Here is an 18269-nt window from a genome sequence, read left to right as displayed (position 1 = left end):
GTCCCCTCTCAGATCAATGTTTCGACGGGTGCGGGATGGCTCAGGAAGTTGGTCGGGCTGGCGGTCAGCCCGTACGCGCCGGCCTGGTAGACGACGATGAGGTCGCCCACGTCGGCGCGCGGCAGCAGCACGTCGTCGCCGAGCAGGTCGAGCGGCGTGCACAGCGAGCCGACCACGGTGACCCGCTCCACCGGGCCGCCGGGAGTGCCGACGGCCAGCGGGTAGTTGCGCCGGATCACCTGGCCGAGATTGCCGGACGCGGCCAGCTGGTGGTGCATGCCGCCGTCCACGACGAGGAAGACCTTGCCGCGCGACTCCTTGCGGTCGACCACCCGGGTGACGTAGAAGCCGCTCTCGCCGACCAGATACCTGCCGAGTTCGATGTGGACGGTGGCGGACGGCAGGTTCGGGCGGATCGTGCGGGCGAGCACGTCGGCGAGGTTGGCCCCGATCGGGCGCGGGTCGAGCGGCTCGTCGCGGTCGGAGTACGGGATGCCGAAGCCGCCGCCGAGGTTCAGGTAGCGGATCGGGACGGGGGCCGACTCGGCGAGGCGTACGGCGAGGTCGGCGGTTTGGCGTTGCGCCTCGCACAGGACGTCGGCGCGCAAGCATTGGGAGCCGGCGAATATGTGCAGACCCAGAATGTCCACATCAGACAATTCTTTGAACAGAGCCGGAACGCGTTCGGCGTCGACCCCGAACTGCTGCGGGCCGCCACCCATGCGCATGCCCGACCCTTTAACCGAAAAATCCGGATTTACCCGTACGGCGATGCGGGGCGTTATCCCGAGCCGCTCGCCGGTCGCGACGATGCGCCTCGCCTCGTTCTCGCTCTCGACCTCCACGAGCACGCCGGCCGCCACCGCCTGCGACAACTCGGCGTCCGTCTTGCCCGGACCGGCGAAGCTGATGTGCTCGGCCGGGATCGTCGTGTCCAGGGCGGTCCGCATCTCGCCGGCGGACGCGACGTCGAACGCGTCGACCAGGCCACTGAGATGCTGGACCAGCGCCGGCATCGGGTTCGCCTTGACGGCGTAGCCGAGCCGCAGGTCCGGCGGGAGAACCGCGCGCAGCGCGGCCACGCGGGCGGTGACCAGAGCCCGGTCGTAGGCGAAGAAGGGGGTGCTCCCGACGCGTTCGGCGAGCCGGTCCACCGGGATGCCACCGATCCGCATCACGCCACCTCACCGCGCAGCGCGGCCCGGTCGAACTTGCCGTTCGGCGAGCGCGGCAGCTCGTCGCGCACGACGACCCGCTGCGGAACCATGTATCGCGGCAGCCGCCGCCGCATGCCGTCGAGCAGGCCGGCGCGGTCGAGAGCCTGACCGGCCGGCGGGCTGACGACGAGCACGATGTGCTGGCCGAGCCGCTCGTCGTCGACGCCGAGAGCGACCGCGTCGCGGACCAGCCCGGTGCCGTGCGCCACCTCCTCCACCTCGGTCGGGCTCACCCGGTAGCCCGACGTTTTGATCATGTCGTCGGTGCGGCCGACGAAGTACAGGAAGCCTTCGTCATCGCGCACGGCTAGGTCGCCGGACCACACGGCGAGCTCGGGGGCGACCAGCTCGGCCGGCCGGCCGGGCGCGGGCCGGAAGCGTTCGGCGGTGCGGTCCGGATCGTTCCAGTAGCCGCTCGCGACGAGGGCGCCGCGGTGCACCAGCTCGCCCGGCTCCCCAGGGTCGCAGGGTGACCCGTCCGGGCGTACCACCAGGATCTCGGCGTTGGGGATGGCCTTGCCGATGGAATCCGGGCGGCGGTCCACCTCGGACGGATGGAGGTAGGTCGAGCGGAAAGCCTCGGTGAGCCCGTACATGAGGTAGGGCAACGCCTCCGGGAAAATGTGCCGCAGCCGGTCCAATGTGGTGCGTGGCAGACGGCCGCCCGTGTTGGCGAAATAGCGCAGGCGCACGGCATCCGGCCACTCCTGCTCGGCCAACTGGATCCACAGTGGTGGAACGCAGGTGAGCGCGGTGACGCCGTGCCGTACGCAGGCGCGGATGACGTCGGCCGGGCCGACATAGTTGACCAGAACCACGTGGGCGCCCGCCGCGAACCCCGTCGTCAGCTGGCTGAACCCGGCGTCGAAGCTGAGCGGCAGCACGGCCGCGATGACGTCGCGTTCGGTGTTGCCCAGATAGGCGTTCACGCTTGCCGCGCCGGCCAGCAGATTGCGATGCGTCAGCGTGACGCCCTTCGGCCGGCCGGTGCTGCCCGAGGTGTAGAAGATGGCCGCGATGTCGTCGTCGATGCCGTCCCGGTACGCGACGGACTCCGCCGGCGTCGCGCCCACCAGCAGCACATGCTCCACCGACTTGCAGCCCTCGAGCTCGTCACGCAGCAGGCGCAGCCGATCCGCGGAGGTGACCAGCACCGTCACCGTGCAGTCGTCGAGCAGATGGGCCACCTGCTCGGGCCGCAGCAGCGGGTTGATCGGCACGAAGACCGCGCCGGCCGCCGACGCGCCGAACATCGCGGTGACCGTCTCGATCCGCTTGTCCAGATAGACCGCGACGCGGTCGCCCGGTGCCACCCCGAGGTGGTGCAGCGCCGAAGCCACCTCGGCCACCTTCCGCCGCAGCTCGGCGTACGTGACGGTCGACGTCCGGTCGGTCAGGGCCGGCCGGTCCGGCCAGGTGCGGGCGGCCTGCTCGATCAGATGATGCAGTTGCGTCAGCACGAAGGCGGTTCCTTCCGAGTCAGAACGGCACGCAGACGAGTTCGCTGTAGAGGTAGTCGATCTGGTCCGGTCGCAGCGCGGGGCTGCGCAGCATCTTGCGGCGCGGTGAGCCGAGACCCACCGACGGGCGCGGCCGGTACCCGGCGATCCGCGGCTCGACCAAGGTGGCCGGCAATCCGTGCCGCAGCAACAGGTGCCGCGCGAACGGCCGGAACATCCGCCGGAACACCGCCGGGTGGCTCGCGTACACAATGGACGCGAACAACGGCAGGTTCCTCGGCCGGTCCCGCCGGAAGACGACGTAACACCATTCGCGGCCGTCGTCGAGGACCACGTGCCGGGCCGCCGCCGCGTCCCGATGGTCGTGATAGCGCCGCAGGTCGGCGCCGGTCAGGGTGCGCTCGATGACGTCCGGATCGGAGCTCACCCGGCCGCGGCCGGGCCACGGCAGGTTCGGCACCACGACCAGGTCGGTGTCGAGGAACTCGAAGCCCAGGCGCGCGTTGATCGGCACCACCGACCCGCTCGGCGACAGGTCGGTGAAATGGTAACCGTCCTGCGCCAGAAGAGCTTTCAGCAGCCGTACGCCGTGGAAGCGGTACTCCGGCAGCACACACCAGCCGCCCAGGTTGCAGAACGACTCCCGGCTCCCGTCGATGTCCCGCTCCGCGTAGAAGGCCAGATAGGCGCCGACGACCCGGGTCCGGTCGACGAGCATGAACCCGTGATTCGGCGCCGCCACGGTCCACGGCGGCGTCATCGACCGGGCCCACACCTCGGCCGGCAGCCGGGAGTTCAGGTTCGCGTGCAGGAACGCGGCGACCCGGGGCACGTCGGCCGGCTGGATCGGAACCACTCGAACGGTCATCCTCACACCCCCTTGCTTGGTACGACCGTGCCAGCCGTGGTCGGGGCCCTCCCAGTCGCCGATGTCATGTCAAAGGCGAAACCCGCTCAGCTACTTTCCGTGTTCGGGAAGGGTCGCGTGAGTCAGGTATCCTGCCCGGAAGCGACCCTCGGCGAAGGCGGCGATAAGGCTGGTCAGCGACCTGCGCGCGGGAGGCACGACGCCGATGTCCGGCGCCGGGCCGGCCGTCGGCGTGGGCGCGCTGGGCTGGCTGCTCGCGCACGCCGTGACCTTCTGGCTCTCCGCGCACAGCAACCCCGGGGCCCCGGAACGGGCCACCACCGCGATCCGCGTGCTGGCGGCGGTCTGCGTTCTCGCCGTGGCCCTGGCCGCCGTCCGCCGTACGCCGTCGCGGCGCTACGAATGGGCCGCGAGCGGGGTGGTCGGCTCGGTCGGGTTGTCCACGCTGGTCTTCTTCGCCGCCGACGCGGTCGAGCACTCGGCCCTCGGGCAGCGGCCCACGCCGCCCGCCCTGCTGCTGCTCGGCGCCCTGATGCACATCCTGTTCAGCGTCGGCAGCTCGTTGATGTGGCTGCGATTCTCCAGCACCGTCCTGGTGCTGCTGGGCTGGCTGTGCCCGGCCGGCGAGGCTTCGTCCGGCCGCCGGATCCGCGCCTCGCAGCGCACGCGTCGCCCGCGCCGGCTGCTGTGGGCGGCGGCGGTCGCGGGCCGCGCCCCGCCCGGGCTCGCCTGACCCCAACGCTTCGCCCTTTCACGCGCCGCTGCTGTTGCCGGTGCGTCCCTTTCTTCGCGGCTGCGCCGCCCACACGTCAGGACCCCTCGATGACGCTTGCCGGAAATCCCCCTGAACGACTGCGCTCGTCGCGCACCTGGGGCGCGACCCCGTATCACCTGACCTACGACCGCTGGGGCACCACGGGACGCCCGGTGCTCCTGTTGCACGGGCTCCTGCACGACCGGAGCATGTGGTGGCCGCTCGGCGACGCGCTGGCCCCGTACTGCACCCTGCTCGCCGTCGATCTGCCCGGCCACGGCCAGAGCCGGGCGCGTGGGAACTGCCTGCCCGAATTCCTGGCCACCGACCTGGCCATGCTGGTGCAGGCCCAGCAGTTGGACCGGGCGCCGATCGTGGTCGGGCACGCCACCTCGGCCGTGCTCGCCGACGCCTTCGCCAACCTGTTCGCCGTGCACGCCCTGGTGACCCTGGACGAGCGGAACCTGCCGGCGCGGGCCGCCCCCGAGGACCTCGTCGACGAGTCGCACCGGCGGTTCCGGGACGCCGCGATTCTCCAGCAGTACCGGCACTCGTGGGTGCGGCGGCCGGCCACGCGGCCACGGGTGCGGCTGGTCGATCGCCGGGCCGCGGACCTCGCCGACGATCTGCGCGCGATGTTGTAACGGTTCGTGCCGAGTCGTACACGCGGCGGTAACGTCCTTTCGTCGGACGGAAGCGGAGGTGGTGGGTCGTGGGGGCGTACGGATGGCAGATCGTGCTCGTCGTTGTCCTGGTCCTCATGAACGCCGCCTTCGCCGGCAGCGAGATGGCCCTGATCACGCTGCGTGACAGCCAGTTGCAGCGCCTCGAACGCGGCTCCCGTACCGGCCGCACCCTGGCGAAACTGGCGCGCGACCCGAACCGGTTCCTGGCCACCATTCAGATCGGCATCACGCTGGCCGGTTTCCTCGCCTCGGCGGCGGCCGCCGTGTCGCTCGCCAAGCCCCTGGTCGGGCCGCTCGGCTTCCTGGGCGGCGCCGCCGACGCGGTGGCGATCGTGCTGGTCACCATCGTGCTGACGTTCTTCACGCTGGTGGTCGGCGAGCTTGCGCCGAAACGCATAGCGCTGCAGCGGGCCGAGGGCTGGGCGATGTTCGTGGCCCGGCCGCTGGACCTGCTGGCGTCGCTGACCCGGCCGGTGGTCTGGCTGCTCGGCAAGGCCACCGACCTGGTCGTACGCCTGACCGGGGCGGACCCGAACGCCACCCGCGAGGAGGTCTCCACCGAGGAGATTCGTGATCTGGTCACCCAGCAGCAGGAGTTCACGCCGCAGCAACGGACCATCATCAGCGGCGCGTTCGAGATCGCCGACCGGGTGCTGCGCGAGATCCTGGTGCCGCGCCGGGACGTGCTGAGCGTGGCCGCCGACCTGCCGGCCCCGAAGGCGCTCACCCGGCTGGTCGAGGGCGGCCACTCCCGGGCACCGGTCACCGGCCCGCTCGGCCTCGACGACGTGCTCGGCGTGGTGCACCTGCGCGCCCTGTTCGACGCCGACGGGCCGGTCAGCGACCACATGTACGAGGCGACGTTCCTGCCGGAGAGCCTGAAGGTGTCCGACGCCATGCGGCAGATGCGCGGCCGCCACCAGCAACTGGCCCTGGTGGTCGACGAACGCGGCGCGATCGACGGCATCGTCACCATGGAGGATCTGGTCGAGGAGGTCGTCGGCGAGATCTACGACGAGACCGACCGCGACGTCCAGTCGGTGATCCACGAGGACGACGGCGCGATGCTGCTGCCCGGCACGTTCCCGGTGCACGACCTGCCGGACATCGGGGTCGACCTGGAGGTGCTCGCGGACGGCGACTACACCACCGTGGCCGGGCTTGTGCTCTCCCGGCTCGGCCACATCCCGACCGTCCCCGGCGAGGTCGTCGAGATCGACGGCCACACCGCCGAGGTCACCGAGATCACCGGCCGGGCCATCACCCGGATACGGCTGCGCTCGCTGCGGCACTGACCCGCTCGCGACGCTCGTGGGACAGGTCGGTGTGGTGGTCGTCGCCCGGGTGGCTGTCCGGGTCGACGTGGACGGTGGCGCCGGTCAGCCGTGGCACCCGGTGGGTGAGCTGATGCTCGGCGTCCGCGGCGATCTCGTGCGCGGCGACCAGGCTCAGCCGCGCGTCGACGACCACGGCGGCCTCCGCGTGCATGCGGTGCCCGATCCAGCGCAGCCGCAGCCCGGACACGTCGCGCACGCCCGGGATCGCGCGCAGCGTGGCCTCGGCCCGGTCGACGAGCTGGGGGTCGACCCGGTCCATCAGCCGCCGGTAGACCTCGCGGGCGGCGTCCTTCAGCACGAACGCGATGGCGACCGTGATGGCCAGGCCGACGACCGGGTCGGCCCACGTCCATCCCAGCCAGGTGCCGGCCGCGGCGAGCACGACGGCGAGCGAGGTGAAGCCGTCGGTGCGGGCGTGCAGTCCGTCGGCGACCAGGGCGGCCGAGCCGATCCGGCGGCCGACCGCGATGCGGTAGCGGGCGACGATCTCGTTGCCGGCGAAGCCGGCCAGGCCCGCGACGAACACCCACGGCAGGTGCGTCATCTCCCGCGGATCGATCAGCCGGTCGATCGCCAGCCAGGCGGCGGCGATCGAGGAACCGGCGATGACCAGTACGATGAACACCCCGGCGAGGTCCTCGGCGCGGCCGAAACCATAGGTGTACGCGCGGGTCGCGGCGCGCCGGCCGAGCAGGAAGGCGATGCCGAGCGGAACCGCGGTGAGCGCGTCGGCGACGTTGTGCAGCGTGTCGCCGAGCAGGGCGACCGAGCCGGAGAGGAGCACGATCAGCGCCTGGGCCGCCGCGGTCGCGCCGAGCACGGCCAGCGAGACCCACAGCGCCCGTAAGCCCGCGCGGGACGACTCGAGCTCGGGGTCGACCTTGTCCGCGCTGTCGTGCGAGTGCGGCGTGACGAGGTGCTTGAGCCGGTGCCAGCGGCCGTGGCTGTGACTGTGGCTGTGCTCGTGCGGCCCCGCGTGCTCGTGCTCGGCCATCGTCGGTCCCTGCCCTGGTTTCTCGGAGTGTGCCGCCATAATATGTGCTCATGTACGCACGCGACAACATTGCAGATGCCAGTGACGTGCAGCAACGGCCGGTGGGTAACGGCGTGGCCGAGGCAGCCGCCGTCATGCTGTCGCTGCTCGGCGACGTCACCCGGCTGCGCTTGGCGGCGGAGCTGCGGCGCGGCGAGCGCGACGTGTCGACGCTGACCGAGGCGGTCGGGGCGGCCCGTCCCGCGGTGTCCCAGCATCTGGCGAAGCTGCGCCTCGCCGGCCTGGTGACGATGCGCCGCGACGGCCGGCGAGCGCTCTATTCGCTGGCCGACGACCACGTGCGCCGGTTGGTCGCCGAGGCGTTGTACGCGGCCGAGCATCGCCTGTCCGACCGCCCCGGACATCACCAGCCGCACTGATTCTTGAAGAAGTTAAGGTTTCTCGCTTGAGAGATTAAGAAAATCAAGGTAGAAATGAAGGACGTGAGGAACTGGGGGAGCGGGGATGGACTGGCAGGAGCTGACGGATCTGACGCGCGGGCAGTCGTTCGTGGTCGAGCGGGTCCGGCTGACCGGCAACGGCGTCGCGGTCGAGGGCCAGTTCGAGCCGCCGCAGCTGGCTCAGCTCAGCGGCGACGACCAGGTGTTCGTGGCCGCGTTCGTGCGGTCGCACGGGTCGATCAAGGAGATGGAGCGGATCTTCGGGGTGAGCTATCCGACGATCAAGTCGCGGCTGAACCGGATCGCCGAGCGCCTCGACTTCGTCGACACCGACCCGGCGCCGAGCGGGGCCGATGTGGTCTCCCGGCTGCAGCGCGGCGAGATCAGCGTCCAGGAGGCGCTGGCCGAGCTGGGCCGGTCGCGATGATGCCGCAGCTGGTGACGGTTCGGCACCGCCGGCTCGGCGGTCCCTGGCGCCGGTGGTGTGTGCCGGTTCTCCCGGTGCTGCTGCTGTTGTCCCCGCTGCTGGTGCTCGCCCTGGTGGGTGGGCTGGTCGCGTGCCGCATCCACCGGATCAGTGCGACGGGGGCTCTATGGACGGCCGGGCGATTGTTCTCGGCGCTCCCGGGCGCCCGGTTCGAGATCGAGGACGGCGAGATGGCCGTCCTGGTAAGCGTCAGATAAGTCAACGGGGAGGAACGGACATGAACGAGGACCGGCGCCAGATCCTGCAGATGCTGGCCAACGGCAAGATCACCGCGGACGAGGCCGAGCAGTTGATCGACGCTCTCGGACGCGAGCAGCCCGCCGCGCCGCCCGGGGTCGCGGGCCAGGCGAAGCCACGCCCGAAATATCTGCGGGTGCTCGTCGAGGACAACTCCGGTGGCGAGGAGTCGGGGCGGATCAACATCCGGGTGCCGCTGCAGTTGCTGCGCGCCGGGGTCCGGCTCACCAGCCTGGTCCCGCCGCAGGCGCTCACCAAGCTCAACGCGCAGCTGGACAAGTCCGGGGTGCCGATCGACCTGACCCAGCTCAAGCCGCAGGACATCGAGGAGCTCATCGAGCAGCTCGACGAACTCACCGTCGACGTCGACGACGCCGCGAGCAAGGTGAAGGTCTTCTGCGAGTGACGCCGTGCGGCCGGCGGTCACATGAAGTTGCGGGTGTGCAGCGCGGAGATCTCGGCCGCCTCGTCGGCCGGGAAGCCGATGAACTCCAACCGCCGCTGCCGGCCCTCGTCCATGGTGTGCTGCAGGCGCTGAACCTGCCGCCAGCCGTGCCCGATCGCGTCCGGTGTCCAGGACCCGGCGGCGAGCACCACCAGCGAGTCGAACACCTCCTTGTTGAGCCCGGCGGTGTCCACCAGCACCGAATGCCGGCGTTCCACGGCACCGCGCAGCCGCGCCAGGTACGCCGGATCGGTGCGGACCACGTGCGCGGTGTGCGCGACCCCGAACGCGACGTGCCGGGCCTCGTCGCGCCCGGCCAGCATGGTGACGTCGGCGGTGGCGCGGTCCGGGGCGTGCCGCTGCACGAACCGCAGCAGGTCCAGGAAGCTGCCCTCGCCGAGCACCGACAACAGGAACGAGGCGAGCGTGTAGTCCGGCTCGTCGAGCAGGCTCTGCAGCGACGACCGCCCGCCGGCGCCGGAGACGCCCAGCACGTCGCGATACAGCAAGGCCCGCCGCGTGAAGATCTCCAGGTGCCGGGCCTCGTCCGCGGCCTGGGCGGCGAGCAGCTGCATCACCTCGCGGTAGTGCGGGTGCAGCCGGGCCAGCAGCCGGGCCGGGATCATCAGCGCGGCCTGCTCGTTCTCCACCAGGTACGTCATGATCTGGACGACCGCGTCCTCGATGTCGTCCGGCACGGTGTGCGGGCCGGCCCAGTCGACAGCGGTCGCCGGATTCCACTGGTTCGCGTTGGCCTGCGCGTAGAGCTGCGGCGCGATGTCCGCCCACACATGGTCGCGTTCGGCCCAGTCCACGTCGAGCGGCGGCCCGCCCGGCTCGACCAGCGCGCCCCGGGCGGCCAGCCCCCACTCCGGTTTCGCGCGTTCCGCCACGGTGGCGGCGGCCTGTCCGGCGCGTTCCGCGTGCGCCCAGCGTTCCGCGTCCGCGGATCCCTTCACCACGGTCATCTCCGGCAGGTACAGGTGGCCCTCGGACCGGCACCACGCGGCCAGTTGCACCGCCAGCGCCGGGTGATGACCGCGGACCCGCAGGCTCTCGCCCGGCCGCAGCGCTGCCAGGGCGTGGTCGATCAGCAGGTGGGCGCCGCCGTCGAGGCCCAGCCCCTCAAGGTCGATAACCGGTGGCACCGATTCCACCGTCCTGTCGGTAGAAGCCGGTCGCGGTCACCGCCGCGTCCAGCGCCGCATACCCCTCCGTACGCCCGGGGAGCCACTGCTTCAGGCCCTCGAGATCGAGCAGCGGGCGAAGCTGGTCGTCGCCGTACTCCATGCCCAGCAACATGTCGACGAACGCCTCCGCGTCCACGCCCGGGCCGGCGGTCAGGTTGCAATGGTCGTACGGCGTGGTCTGGCCGAGCACCCGGACCGATCCGGACGGCAGTACCCCCTCGCGGGCGAACTGCAGCAGGTTCGCGTCGATCAGGCAGGCCGCGTCGGCGCCCCCGGTCCGCAGCGCCCGGGCCGCCTCGCGTTCCCCGCCGATGTGGTCGCCGTGCAGGCCGACCCCGATGTCGTGGCGCCGGATCCGGGCCTGCACCCCGGCGTCGGCCAGCACCGCGAGGGGGAGCAGGGTGGCCTGCGGCGAGTCGATCGCGCCGGTGGCCACCGTGCGGCCCCGCAGATCGTCGAGGGTGTGCAGGTCCGAATCGGCCCGCACCACGATGACCGAGGCCAGGTCGCGGTCGGTGTCGCGCATGGCGACCGCGCGCACCTCGGCGCCGCGGTGCCGGGCCAGCCGCCGCGCCCGGATCCACGCGAGCGGCGAGTTCCACGCCAGGTCGATCGAGCCGTCCAGCAACGCCTCGACCTGACGTTCGTACTGCGAGTAGAGCACGTAGTCGAAGTCCACCCCGCGGTCGCGGAACCACGTCCGGAAACCGGTCCAGATGGTGACCACCTTGGGGTCGTAGGCGACCGCGCCCAGCAGCAGGCTCACGCGTCCGGCCCGTCCAGCAGCGGCAGACCGCACAGCGCCCGCCCGACGAAGTCGTGCAGCGCCGCGGTGGTCGGAGCCATCACCCGGGCCGCGCGCGAGTCGCGGAACCGGCGCTCGATGCCCAGTTCCTTGCGGAACGCGGCCCCGCCGCAGGTGAGCATCGCGAGGTCCGCGGTGGCCGCCGCGCCCTCGTCGGCTGCGGCCTTCACCTCCAGCACCAGCAGCTGCGCCTCGGGCCGGCCCTCCTCCATCGCGGTGAGCGCCGCGTCGACCAGTGCTGCGGTGCGGTCGGTGTCGATCCGCATCCGGGCCACCGCGGCGCGGGGTTCCGGCGCGGCGGCGAGCGACCGGCCGAGATGCTCGAGCCGGGTGCGGCCGAGGTGCGCCACCGTCTCGGCGGTGACCGCCTCCATCAGCCCGACGCTGGCCGAGGCGTTGAGCAGCAGGAAAACCGGCAGCACCGAGGCCAGCGCCAGGTCCAGGCCGCCGCCGTCGGAGCCGAGCAGCGACCCCGGCGGCACCCGCACCTCGACCGCCGACATCGGGACCGAGCCGTTGCCGCGCAGCCCCAGACCGTCGAAGCCGCCGGCCGCCGACAGCCCGGGCGTGTCCGCTCGCACGAACCACAGCGACATCGGCCCGTCGCCGGACATCGGCCGGCTCGACCACACGAAGCTGTCCGCCGCGGCGGCCGAGGTGACCCAGCTCTTGCGCGCGTTCAGCAGCACCGCGTCGCCGTCCGCGGCGGCCGAGCTCATCGGCGCCCAGAAATGGCTGCGCGAACCGGGTTCGGAGAACGCCAGCGTGCTCAGGTGCCGCCCGTCCGCGATCTCGCGCAACTCCGCCTCGCGGCCCGCGGCGGCCAGCGCGGCCACGGCGCTGTAGTGCATCATCACGACCATCGCGGTGGACCCGCACGCGCCGGACAGGGTCCGCACCACGCGGGCGGCGTCGCGCAGGCTCCCGCCGCCACCGAACTCGGCCGGCACGGTGACGGCGAGCAGCCCGGCGTCCGCCAGCGCGTCGACCGCCTTGTGCGGAAACGATCCGGAACGGTCGATCTCGGCCGCTTCCGGCGCGACGATCTCGTCGACGATCCGCGTCAGGTCGTCATTGACAGACATGTGCACGCTCATTCGTAGGAACGTAACACCGGTGGGTCCGTGGGACGCAAGCGTTTCCGCTGGTGGGATCAGTGCTTGGACCGCTCGGTGCGGACCAGGGCCACGGCTCCGGCGACCGCGACCACGAGCAGAACCGGTACGAGCCACGGCCACGGACCCCGGCCGTTCTCCTCGCTGGGCGTCGCCGCGGCCGCCGCCGGCACCACGCTCGGGCCGTTCGCAGGCGGCCGCCAGCCGGGCGGTGCCGGGGTGGTCGCACCGGCGTACGTGAACCGGATTTCGCCCTGCACGGTGTCGCCGTCCGACGCCACCGTCTGATAGCGCACGACGTACGCCCCGCGCTCGGGCCAATGGGTCACCGGGATGCGGGCGGGGAACCCGGCGTGGAACTCGCGCGGCTGCCACTGCCCGTTCTCGAGCTGATACTCGGTGACCGGCTTGTCCAGGCGGAAAGGCGTCGCGTGCGACCACGGCTGATCGACGCGGACGCCGCTGGGGGCGATGACCGCGAAGAACGCGGACGACGCTGGTTTCTCGGTGAACGCGAGGGTCACCGTCGCGGTCGGAGAGTCCAGCCGCGCGCCCTCCGCCGGGATCGAACTGACCAGCCGGCCGTGCGCCGAGGCCGGTTGCGGTGCCACGAGGGCCAGCGCCAGCACGCCGGCCACGACGATGAAAGACCTGATCGAGGTACGCCCCATCGAAGGATATTAACGTCTTTCGATCGCCGTGGCGGCCGGAGCCGTACGGGGTGGCGAAGGGACTTCCGACCCGGCATGATCCACGACCGTGACTGCTCCCTCCACTGTGCCCGCCGTGGCGTGCCCCCGGTGTGCCCAGCCGACGGTGACCACCGGGCTCAAGAAGCCGTGGTGCCCGTCCTGCGACTGGAACATCGATCAGGCGGTGCCGGTCGTGCTCGGCTGGCGCTTTCTCGACCGCCGGCTGTACCGGGTGGCGAGCCGCCTGACCGAGGCGCAGTTCACCGCTCTCGCCGACGGTCCGCTGTCCCCGCGGCGGATGACGGCGGCCCGCTTGACCACGCTGGCCGCGTCGGTCGTGCTTCTCGCCGTGGTGCTGGGCATCGGCATACTCGGGCTGTGGTTGTTCTTCTTCGATTTCATCAGCCTGGGCACGATTCTCGGCGCCGCGCTGCTGGGCATGGCCTTCATGCTGCGCCCGCGCCTGGGCCGGCTGTCCAAACTGCCCGAACAGGGCCGTCTCGTGGACCTGGACAAGGCGCCGCACCTCGTCGGGCTGGTCGAGCGGGTCGCCGCCGCGGTCGGTGCGCCGATGCCGCAGGTGCTGCTGCTCGGCTGCGAGCTGAACGCGTACACCACCACGGTGGGTCTGCGCCGCACCCGGGTGCTCTGCGTCGGCCTGCCGCTGTGGGCGACGCTGGAACCGCAGGAGCGGGTGGCGCTGCTGGGCCACGAGCTGGGTCACTTCGTCAACGGTGACGTCCGCCGGGGCCTGCTCACGCAGGTCGCCGAGACGACGCTGAGCCGGGTCGCGGCGCTGTTCGCCCTCGACGGGATCGGCGGGCGCGGGCTGCTGGAGTACGTCTCCTCGATCATCACGCGGGCGCTCGGCCGGGTCGTCGCGGGCATCGCCCGGACGCTGCAGGTGCTGCTCGTGTGGATCAGCCAGCGCGACTCGCAACGCGCCGAATACCTGGCCGACGAGATGGCCGCCCGGGCGGGTGGCACCGCCGCGGCGATCACCCTGACCGATCAGATCGTGATGACCGACTCGATCGACACCGTCGTGCGCCGCGAAGCCCGCGCCGGCCACGGCATGTCGGCCTGGCATGACGCCGCCCGCGTCGCGCGCAGCAACCTCGCTCCGAAGGTCCCGCTGCTGCGCCGGCTCAGCCGCCACACCGAGGTTTCCCTGTACGCCTCGCACCCGCCCGCCGCGCTTCGCGCCGAGATGCTCGAGCGCCGTCCCGCCCAGGCGGCCGCCGTCACGTTGACCGAGGCCGAGGCCGCACACATCGACGACGAGCTGGCGGTGCACGAGAAGCGGGTCATCCGCGAGCTCCAGGGCTGAGAACGCCGGCCGGGACCCGGCAGGTGAGCGTCGTGCCCCCGCCCGGCGGGCTGCGCAGATCGAAGGACCCGCCCAGCGCCTCGATCCGGTCCCGCAGGCCCCGCAGCCCGGTCCCGCCGCCCGGGTCCGCGCCGCCGACGCCGTCGTCGTGCACGCGCAGGGTCAGCATGTCGTCCTTCGTCTCGGCCATCACCTCGATGGCCGAGGCGTGGGCGTACTTCGCCGCGTTCGTGAGCATCTCCGAGACCACGTAGTAGGCGCCGGCCTCGAGCGATATGGGCAGCCGTTCGTCGAAACGGACGTCGACGGTCATCGGCACCGGTGCTCGGCGGGCCAGGGCGCGCAGGGCGGTGGGCAGGCCGGAGACGGACAACGTGACCGGGTGGATGCCGCGGGACAGCTCCCGCAGGTGCTCGATGATCGTCATGAGATCGGCGGCACCGGCGGATGCGTCGTCGTGCGTCTCGCCCCGCACGGCCGCGTCCATCGCCGCCGCACGCAGCCGCAGGGCCAGGGCGGTCAGGCTCTGCTGGACGCCGTCGTGCAGGTCGCGTTCGATGCGCCGGCGGGTCTCGTCGGCGGCCGCGACGATCCGGGCGCGGGAGCTGATCAGTTCGGCGCGGCTCTGGGCGTCCGCGACGGCGGTGGCGACCAGGTCGGTGAACTTGGTCATCCGGGCTTCCAGATCGGGGGCCAGCCAGGGCCGTCGGGCCGCGATCACGGTCAGTCCCCAGAGCCGCCCGTTGACGTGCACCGGCACGCCGGCCGCCGCCAGCACCCCCTGACGCACCAGCGGTTCGCCGCCCGCGAGCGTGCGATAGTCGCCGACGCGGCTGGGCCGCCCGGTCCGGCGTACGGTCTCCAGAACGCCGTCGATCGGCAGGATCTCCGGCAGCTCGGCCATGCCGGGCGGCCGATCGGGTCCGGCGTGCGCCAGCAACGTGAACGTGCCGTCGAGCTCGAAGCGCATCAGCCGAGCCGTGTCGCCGTCCTCGCCGACGTGGCGCAGCACCTCGCGGGTGACCGTGGCGAACACCACTTCCGGTGGCTCGCCCTCGGCGATGAGCAGGGCGATGCGGCGCAGCGACGCCTGGACCTCGACCAGCCGGGTGACCGCGGTGTCGGCCTCGGAGTTCGCGATGGCCAGGGCGCTGAGCTCGACGAAGTCGGCGATGCTGCGCTCGGCGCCCGCCTCGATGTCACCCGCGGATCCGACGATCGTGACGCCCCAGAGACGCGAGCCCACCACGATGGGCACGGCGATCGCGCACCGCAGGCCGAGCCGGGCGGCGATCGCGGCCGGCGGTCCGGTCTGGTCGCGGCCGGTGTCCACGCGGGCCGGCCGGCGCGTCTGCAGCGCGGTGTGCACCAACCGGCTCCGCAGCAGCGCGGGCCGCGTGCCCGCCGGTGCCGTCGTCGCGGCGAGGCCGTAGGAACCGACGATGGTCAGGCTCGGATCGCCCTGGCCGATGTCGTCCGGATGATCGAGGCGGGCCACGAAGGTCGCGTCGGCACCGAAGAGCCGCGCGATCGCCTCGGCGACCGACGCGCAGACGTCGGCCGGGGCGGCGGAAGACCCCACCAAGGTGGCGATGTGCCGCAGCGCGGCCTGCTCGTCGGCCAGACGGCCGCGTGCGCGTTCGGAGCGGATCGCGTCGCGGGCGATCGTCGCGGTGACCGTGCCCACGATCGCCGCCATGCCGACGAGCAGGCTGGATACGACGAGGGGGCCCTCGCAGACGACACACGTCACCGCGAAAGCGGTCGCGGCGGCTAGGACCACCAACGTCACCGCGTCTACGAGGTGGGGTCTTCTGAACATGGAACGGCCGCCAGGTCAGGTCGGGAGCACCTGGGAAACGCCGACACCGTCCCGGAATTCAGCGACGTGATCCACAACGCACGGGTGAACCTTGCGGTCTGCGTCACGTCATGGTGGAGTGCCTCCCTTAGACAGACAACTGGCCCGGGGCGTGCTTTCCACGGTGGATGCCGTCGCCGTCTCGGTCACCGTGCTCGCGCCGGGCATGGCGATGCTGCTCAACGTGCCCGGGGTGGCGGCGGTGGCCGGTGGTTCGACACCGCTGGCGTTCCTCATCGGCGGCATCGCCTGCCTGGCGCTCGCGTTCGTGGTCGCCGGGTTCGCGCGGCGGATGGCCTCGGCCGGATACGCCTACACGTACGCGAGCCGGACCCTCGGCAGGCCGGCGGGCTTCGTCGCGGGCTGGACGTACGGGTTCGCGGTGCTCTGTTTCGTGCCGATGACGATGGCCGCGGTCTCCTACCTGCTCTGCGACCTGCTGCATCTGGCGATTCACTGGTGGTTCCCGCTGTTCGCGGCGGGCATGGTGGTGCTGGTCCTGCTGTCGGTCGCGCACGTCCGGATCACCACGCGCCTGCAACTGGCCGTCGGGCTCGCCACGGTGCTCGTGATCCTGGTCGTGAACGTGGTGGTGACGGCCAAGGGCGGCGCCCACGGGAACACCCTGGCGCCGTTCACGTTCAGCCACACCCAGAAGGGCGGATTCAACGGCGTCTTCTACGGGATCATCCTCGGCGTCACGTCGTACATCGGCTTCGAGACGGCGGCCGACTTCGGCGAGGAGACATCGCGGCCGCGCCGGTCGATCCCGGTGGCGGTGATCGTGTCCGTCGGGTTCGCGATCGTCTTCTACCTCTGGACCACCTACAGCCTCACCATCGGTTTCGGCGTCCGGGCCGGGAGCGCCTTCGGCGCCGACCACTTCGCGCTGCGGACGATCGCGGACACCTACCTGGGCGGTGCCTTCGGCACGCTGGTCGAGGTCGGGGCGCTGCTGTCGGCGTTCATCGTCTGCGTCGGCTGTGTGACAGCGGCCACCCGCACCCTGTACGCCATGGGCCGGGAAGGATCGTTGCCACGCCGGCTGGGGGTGGTGCACGCCCGGTTCAAGACGCCGGTGAACGCCACGGTGACCTCGGCCGTGCTGGCGACCGTGCTCGCGGCGGCGGTCGGGTTCGGCGTCGGTCCCGGCGCCCTCGGTGCGGCGCCGACCACGGTGTATTACTTCTTCGCCACGCTCGGTACGCTCGCCATCATCATCGTCTACATCGGACTGTGTGTCGGCGGCGCGGTCTTCTTCCGGCGGACGCATCCGCGCTACCGCCCGCTTCTGCACCTGGGCATTCCGGCGGTGGGGATTCTCATCTTCGCGGCGGCGCTGTACGGATCGGTCTATCCGGTGCCGGTCTATCCGCTGAACATGACCCCGTACCTGGCTCTGACCTGGGTGATGTTCGGCCTCGTCGTGGTCGGCACGATGCGCACCCGGCGCCCGGCCGCGGTCCAGCGCATCGGCTCGATCCTGGGCGAGGAGGGCGCGTAGCCGCACGGGGCGCCGGGCTAGATTTGCTCCCCAGTGACCAGCACCACCGCACCGGAGGTGAAGCGCGCCGCCGCCGGCCCGTCTGGGGTGTATCACGGAAAAAGGGGGACACACCACATGAACGACTACGCGGACGCCAGCGTGCTGCGAACCGGTTCCGGCACCGATCTGACCGTCCGGCAAGCCGGCAGTGGTGACCCCGTGCTTCTGCTGCACGGCTCCGGCGGCCCCGACACGGTGAGCCTGCTGCTGACCCATTTCGGCGCGGACCATCGGGTGCTCGCGCCCATCCACCCCGGCTGGGCCGGCACCCCGCTGCCCGGCCAGCCGGGCGGCGTGGCGGGCCTGGCCGCCACCTACCTCGACCTGCTCGAATCGCAGGGCCTGACGGGGGTCACGGTGGCCGGCGTCTCGTTCGGCGGCTGGGTGGCCGCCGAGATGGCCGCGGCCGACCAGAGCCACCGCGTCGGCCGGCTGGTGCTCATCGACTCGCTGGGCCCGCGGATCCCGGGCCACCACATCGCCACGCCCGCCACCCTGCCGCCGGCAAGCCTGACCGCCCTGCAGGCCTACACCGGCGGCGTGTACGACGACCCCACCTTGCTGGACCGCCTCCAGCCGCTGACGACGCCCACGTTGCTCGTGTGGGGCGAGAACGACCCGGCGATCAACGTCGACTTCGGCCGCCGCTACGCCGCGGCTCTGCCCGGCGCCCGCTTCGAGGTGATCCCGGGCGCCGGCCACGTGCCCATGCGCGACGCCCCGGAAGCGACGTTCGCCGTCCTCGACGGTTTTCTCAAGGGCTGAAGACCCTCGCACACACTGTGCGAGCGAGGACCCACGAGCA

19 protein-coding genes are annotated in these 18269 nt (G+C 71.8%); 10 read left to right on the top strand and 9 right to left on the bottom strand.

Annotated features, from left to right (window positions below; translation table 11 throughout):
• Positions 1-8 precede the first annotated feature (8 nt).
• From HH310_RS01575 to HH310_RS01565, 3 genes are read right to left on the bottom strand one after another with little or no spacing between them, the layout of a single operon-like run.
• On the bottom strand, positions 9-1175 hold the full coding sequence (locus tag HH310_RS01575) for a pyridoxal-dependent decarboxylase, exosortase A system-associated (protein WP_169173538.1): 1167 nt from the start codon (positions 1173-1175) through the stop codon (positions 9-11).
• Positions 1175-2677, bottom strand: coding sequence for an acyl-CoA ligase (AMP-forming), exosortase A system-associated (locus HH310_RS01570; protein WP_169173537.1), 1503 nt, complete (start codon positions 2675-2677; stop codon positions 1175-1177). The genes HH310_RS01575 and HH310_RS01570 overlap by 1 nt, the downstream gene beginning before the upstream one ends.
• A gap of 19 nt (positions 2678-2696) precedes the next feature.
• Complete coding sequence (locus HH310_RS01565) at positions 2697-3545, bottom strand: hypothetical protein (protein WP_169173536.1); 849 nt, start codon at positions 3543-3545, stop codon at positions 2697-2699.
• Between the two features lie 205 nt (positions 3546-3750).
• On the opposite strand from HH310_RS01565, the gene HH310_RS01560 reads away from it, so the two are divergent.
• The 3 genes from HH310_RS01560 (at position 3751) to HH310_RS01550 (ending at position 6280) form a co-directional block, all read left to right on the top strand.
• Positions 3751-4278: a hypothetical protein gene (locus HH310_RS01560; protein WP_169173535.1), complete on the top strand. Its 528-nt coding sequence runs from the start codon at positions 3751-3753 to the stop codon at positions 4276-4278.
• 89 nt (positions 4279-4367) lie between these two features.
• Complete coding sequence (locus HH310_RS01555) at positions 4368-4943, top strand: alpha/beta fold hydrolase (RefSeq protein ID WP_169173534.1); 576 nt, start codon at positions 4368-4370, stop codon at positions 4941-4943.
• A gap of 68 nt (positions 4944-5011) precedes the next feature.
• On the top strand, positions 5012-6280 hold the full coding sequence (locus HH310_RS01550; protein WP_169173533.1) for a hemolysin family protein: 1269 nt from the start codon (positions 5012-5014) through the stop codon (positions 6278-6280).
• On the opposite strand, the gene HH310_RS01545 is transcribed toward HH310_RS01550, so the two are convergent.
• Positions 6246-7316: a cation diffusion facilitator family transporter gene (locus HH310_RS01545; protein WP_169173532.1), complete on the bottom strand. Its 1071-nt coding sequence runs from the start codon at positions 7314-7316 to the stop codon at positions 6246-6248. The two genes, HH310_RS01550 and HH310_RS01545, sit on opposite strands and share 35 nt — an antisense overlap.
• 50 nt (positions 7317-7366) lie before the next feature.
• On the opposite strand from HH310_RS01545, the gene HH310_RS01540 reads away from it, so the two are divergent.
• From HH310_RS01540 to HH310_RS01525, 4 genes are all read left to right on the top strand, one after another.
• Positions 7367-7735, top strand: a complete 369-nt coding sequence (locus tag HH310_RS01540) for a metalloregulator ArsR/SmtB family transcription factor (protein ID WP_169173531.1) — start codon at positions 7367-7369, stop codon at positions 7733-7735.
• A gap of 85 nt (positions 7736-7820) precedes the next feature.
• Positions 7821-8183: a DUF2089 domain-containing protein gene (locus HH310_RS01535; protein WP_169173530.1), complete on the top strand. Its 363-nt coding sequence runs from the start codon at positions 7821-7823 to the stop codon at positions 8181-8183.
• Positions 8184-8194: 11 nt separating this feature from the next.
• Positions 8195-8440: a hypothetical protein gene (locus HH310_RS01530; RefSeq protein WP_312033747.1), complete on the top strand. Its 246-nt coding sequence runs from the start codon at positions 8195-8197 to the stop codon at positions 8438-8440.
• A gap of 20 nt (positions 8441-8460) precedes the next feature.
• Complete coding sequence (locus tag HH310_RS01525) at positions 8461-8886, top strand: SHOCT-like domain-containing protein (protein ID WP_169173528.1); 426 nt, start codon at positions 8461-8463, stop codon at positions 8884-8886.
• Between the two features lie 17 nt (positions 8887-8903).
• Here the strand turns inward: HH310_RS01525 and HH310_RS01520 are convergent, their stop codons facing one another.
• The 4 genes from HH310_RS01520 to HH310_RS01505 form a co-directional block, all read right to left on the bottom strand.
• Positions 8904-10073: a ferritin-like domain-containing protein gene (locus HH310_RS01520; RefSeq protein WP_169173527.1), complete on the bottom strand. Its 1170-nt coding sequence runs from the start codon at positions 10071-10073 to the stop codon at positions 8904-8906.
• On the bottom strand, positions 10051-10881 hold the full coding sequence (locus HH310_RS01515; protein WP_312033746.1) for a phosphate/phosphite/phosphonate ABC transporter substrate-binding protein: 831 nt from the start codon (positions 10879-10881) through the stop codon (positions 10051-10053). The genes HH310_RS01520 and HH310_RS01515 overlap by 23 nt, the downstream gene beginning before the upstream one ends.
• The gene (locus HH310_RS01510) at positions 10878-12005 is read right to left on the bottom strand and encodes an acyl-CoA dehydrogenase family protein (protein WP_248293552.1); all 1128 of its coding nucleotides are present in this window, start codon (positions 12003-12005) and stop codon (positions 10878-10880) included. Before HH310_RS01510 ends, HH310_RS01515 begins: the two co-directional genes overlap by 4 nt.
• Positions 12006-12073: 68 nt before the next feature.
• Entirely contained in the window at positions 12074-12706 is a 633-nt protein-coding gene (locus tag HH310_RS01505; protein ID WP_169173525.1) for a copper resistance CopC family protein, read from the bottom strand.
• 88 nt (positions 12707-12794) lie between these two features.
• Between HH310_RS01505 and HH310_RS43460 the strand changes: the two genes are divergently transcribed.
• Positions 12795-14057 (top strand): M48 family metalloprotease, encoded by a 1263-nt coding sequence (locus HH310_RS43460; RefSeq protein ID WP_169173524.1) that lies wholly within the window; start codon positions 12795-12797, stop codon positions 14055-14057.
• Here the strand turns inward: HH310_RS43460 and HH310_RS01495 are convergent.
• Positions 14035-15849, bottom strand: a complete 1815-nt coding sequence (locus HH310_RS01495) for a GAF domain-containing protein (protein ID WP_169173523.1) — start codon at positions 15847-15849, stop codon at positions 14035-14037. The two genes, HH310_RS43460 and HH310_RS01495, sit on opposite strands and share 23 nt — an antisense overlap.
• Positions 15850-16042: 193 nt before the next feature.
• On the opposite strand from HH310_RS01495, the gene HH310_RS01490 reads away from it, so the two are divergent.
• Together HH310_RS01490 and HH310_RS01485 are read left to right on the top strand one after the other, a co-directional pair.
• A complete protein-coding gene (locus HH310_RS01490) occupies positions 16043-17422 on the top strand; it encodes an APC family permease (protein WP_169173522.1) in 1380 nt (459 codons plus the stop codon).
• Between the two features lie 117 nt (positions 17423-17539).
• Positions 17540-18229 (top strand): alpha/beta fold hydrolase, encoded by a 690-nt coding sequence (locus HH310_RS01485; protein ID WP_169173521.1) that lies wholly within the window; start codon positions 17540-17542, stop codon positions 18227-18229.
• Positions 18230-18269 lie beyond the last annotated feature (40 nt).

It is taken from the genome of Actinoplanes sp. TBRC 11911, from assembly GCF_012933445.1.
GTDB lineage: Bacteria > Actinomycetota > Actinomycetes > Mycobacteriales > Micromonosporaceae > Actinoplanes.
This window is presented reverse-complemented; position numbering and strand designations above follow the sequence as displayed.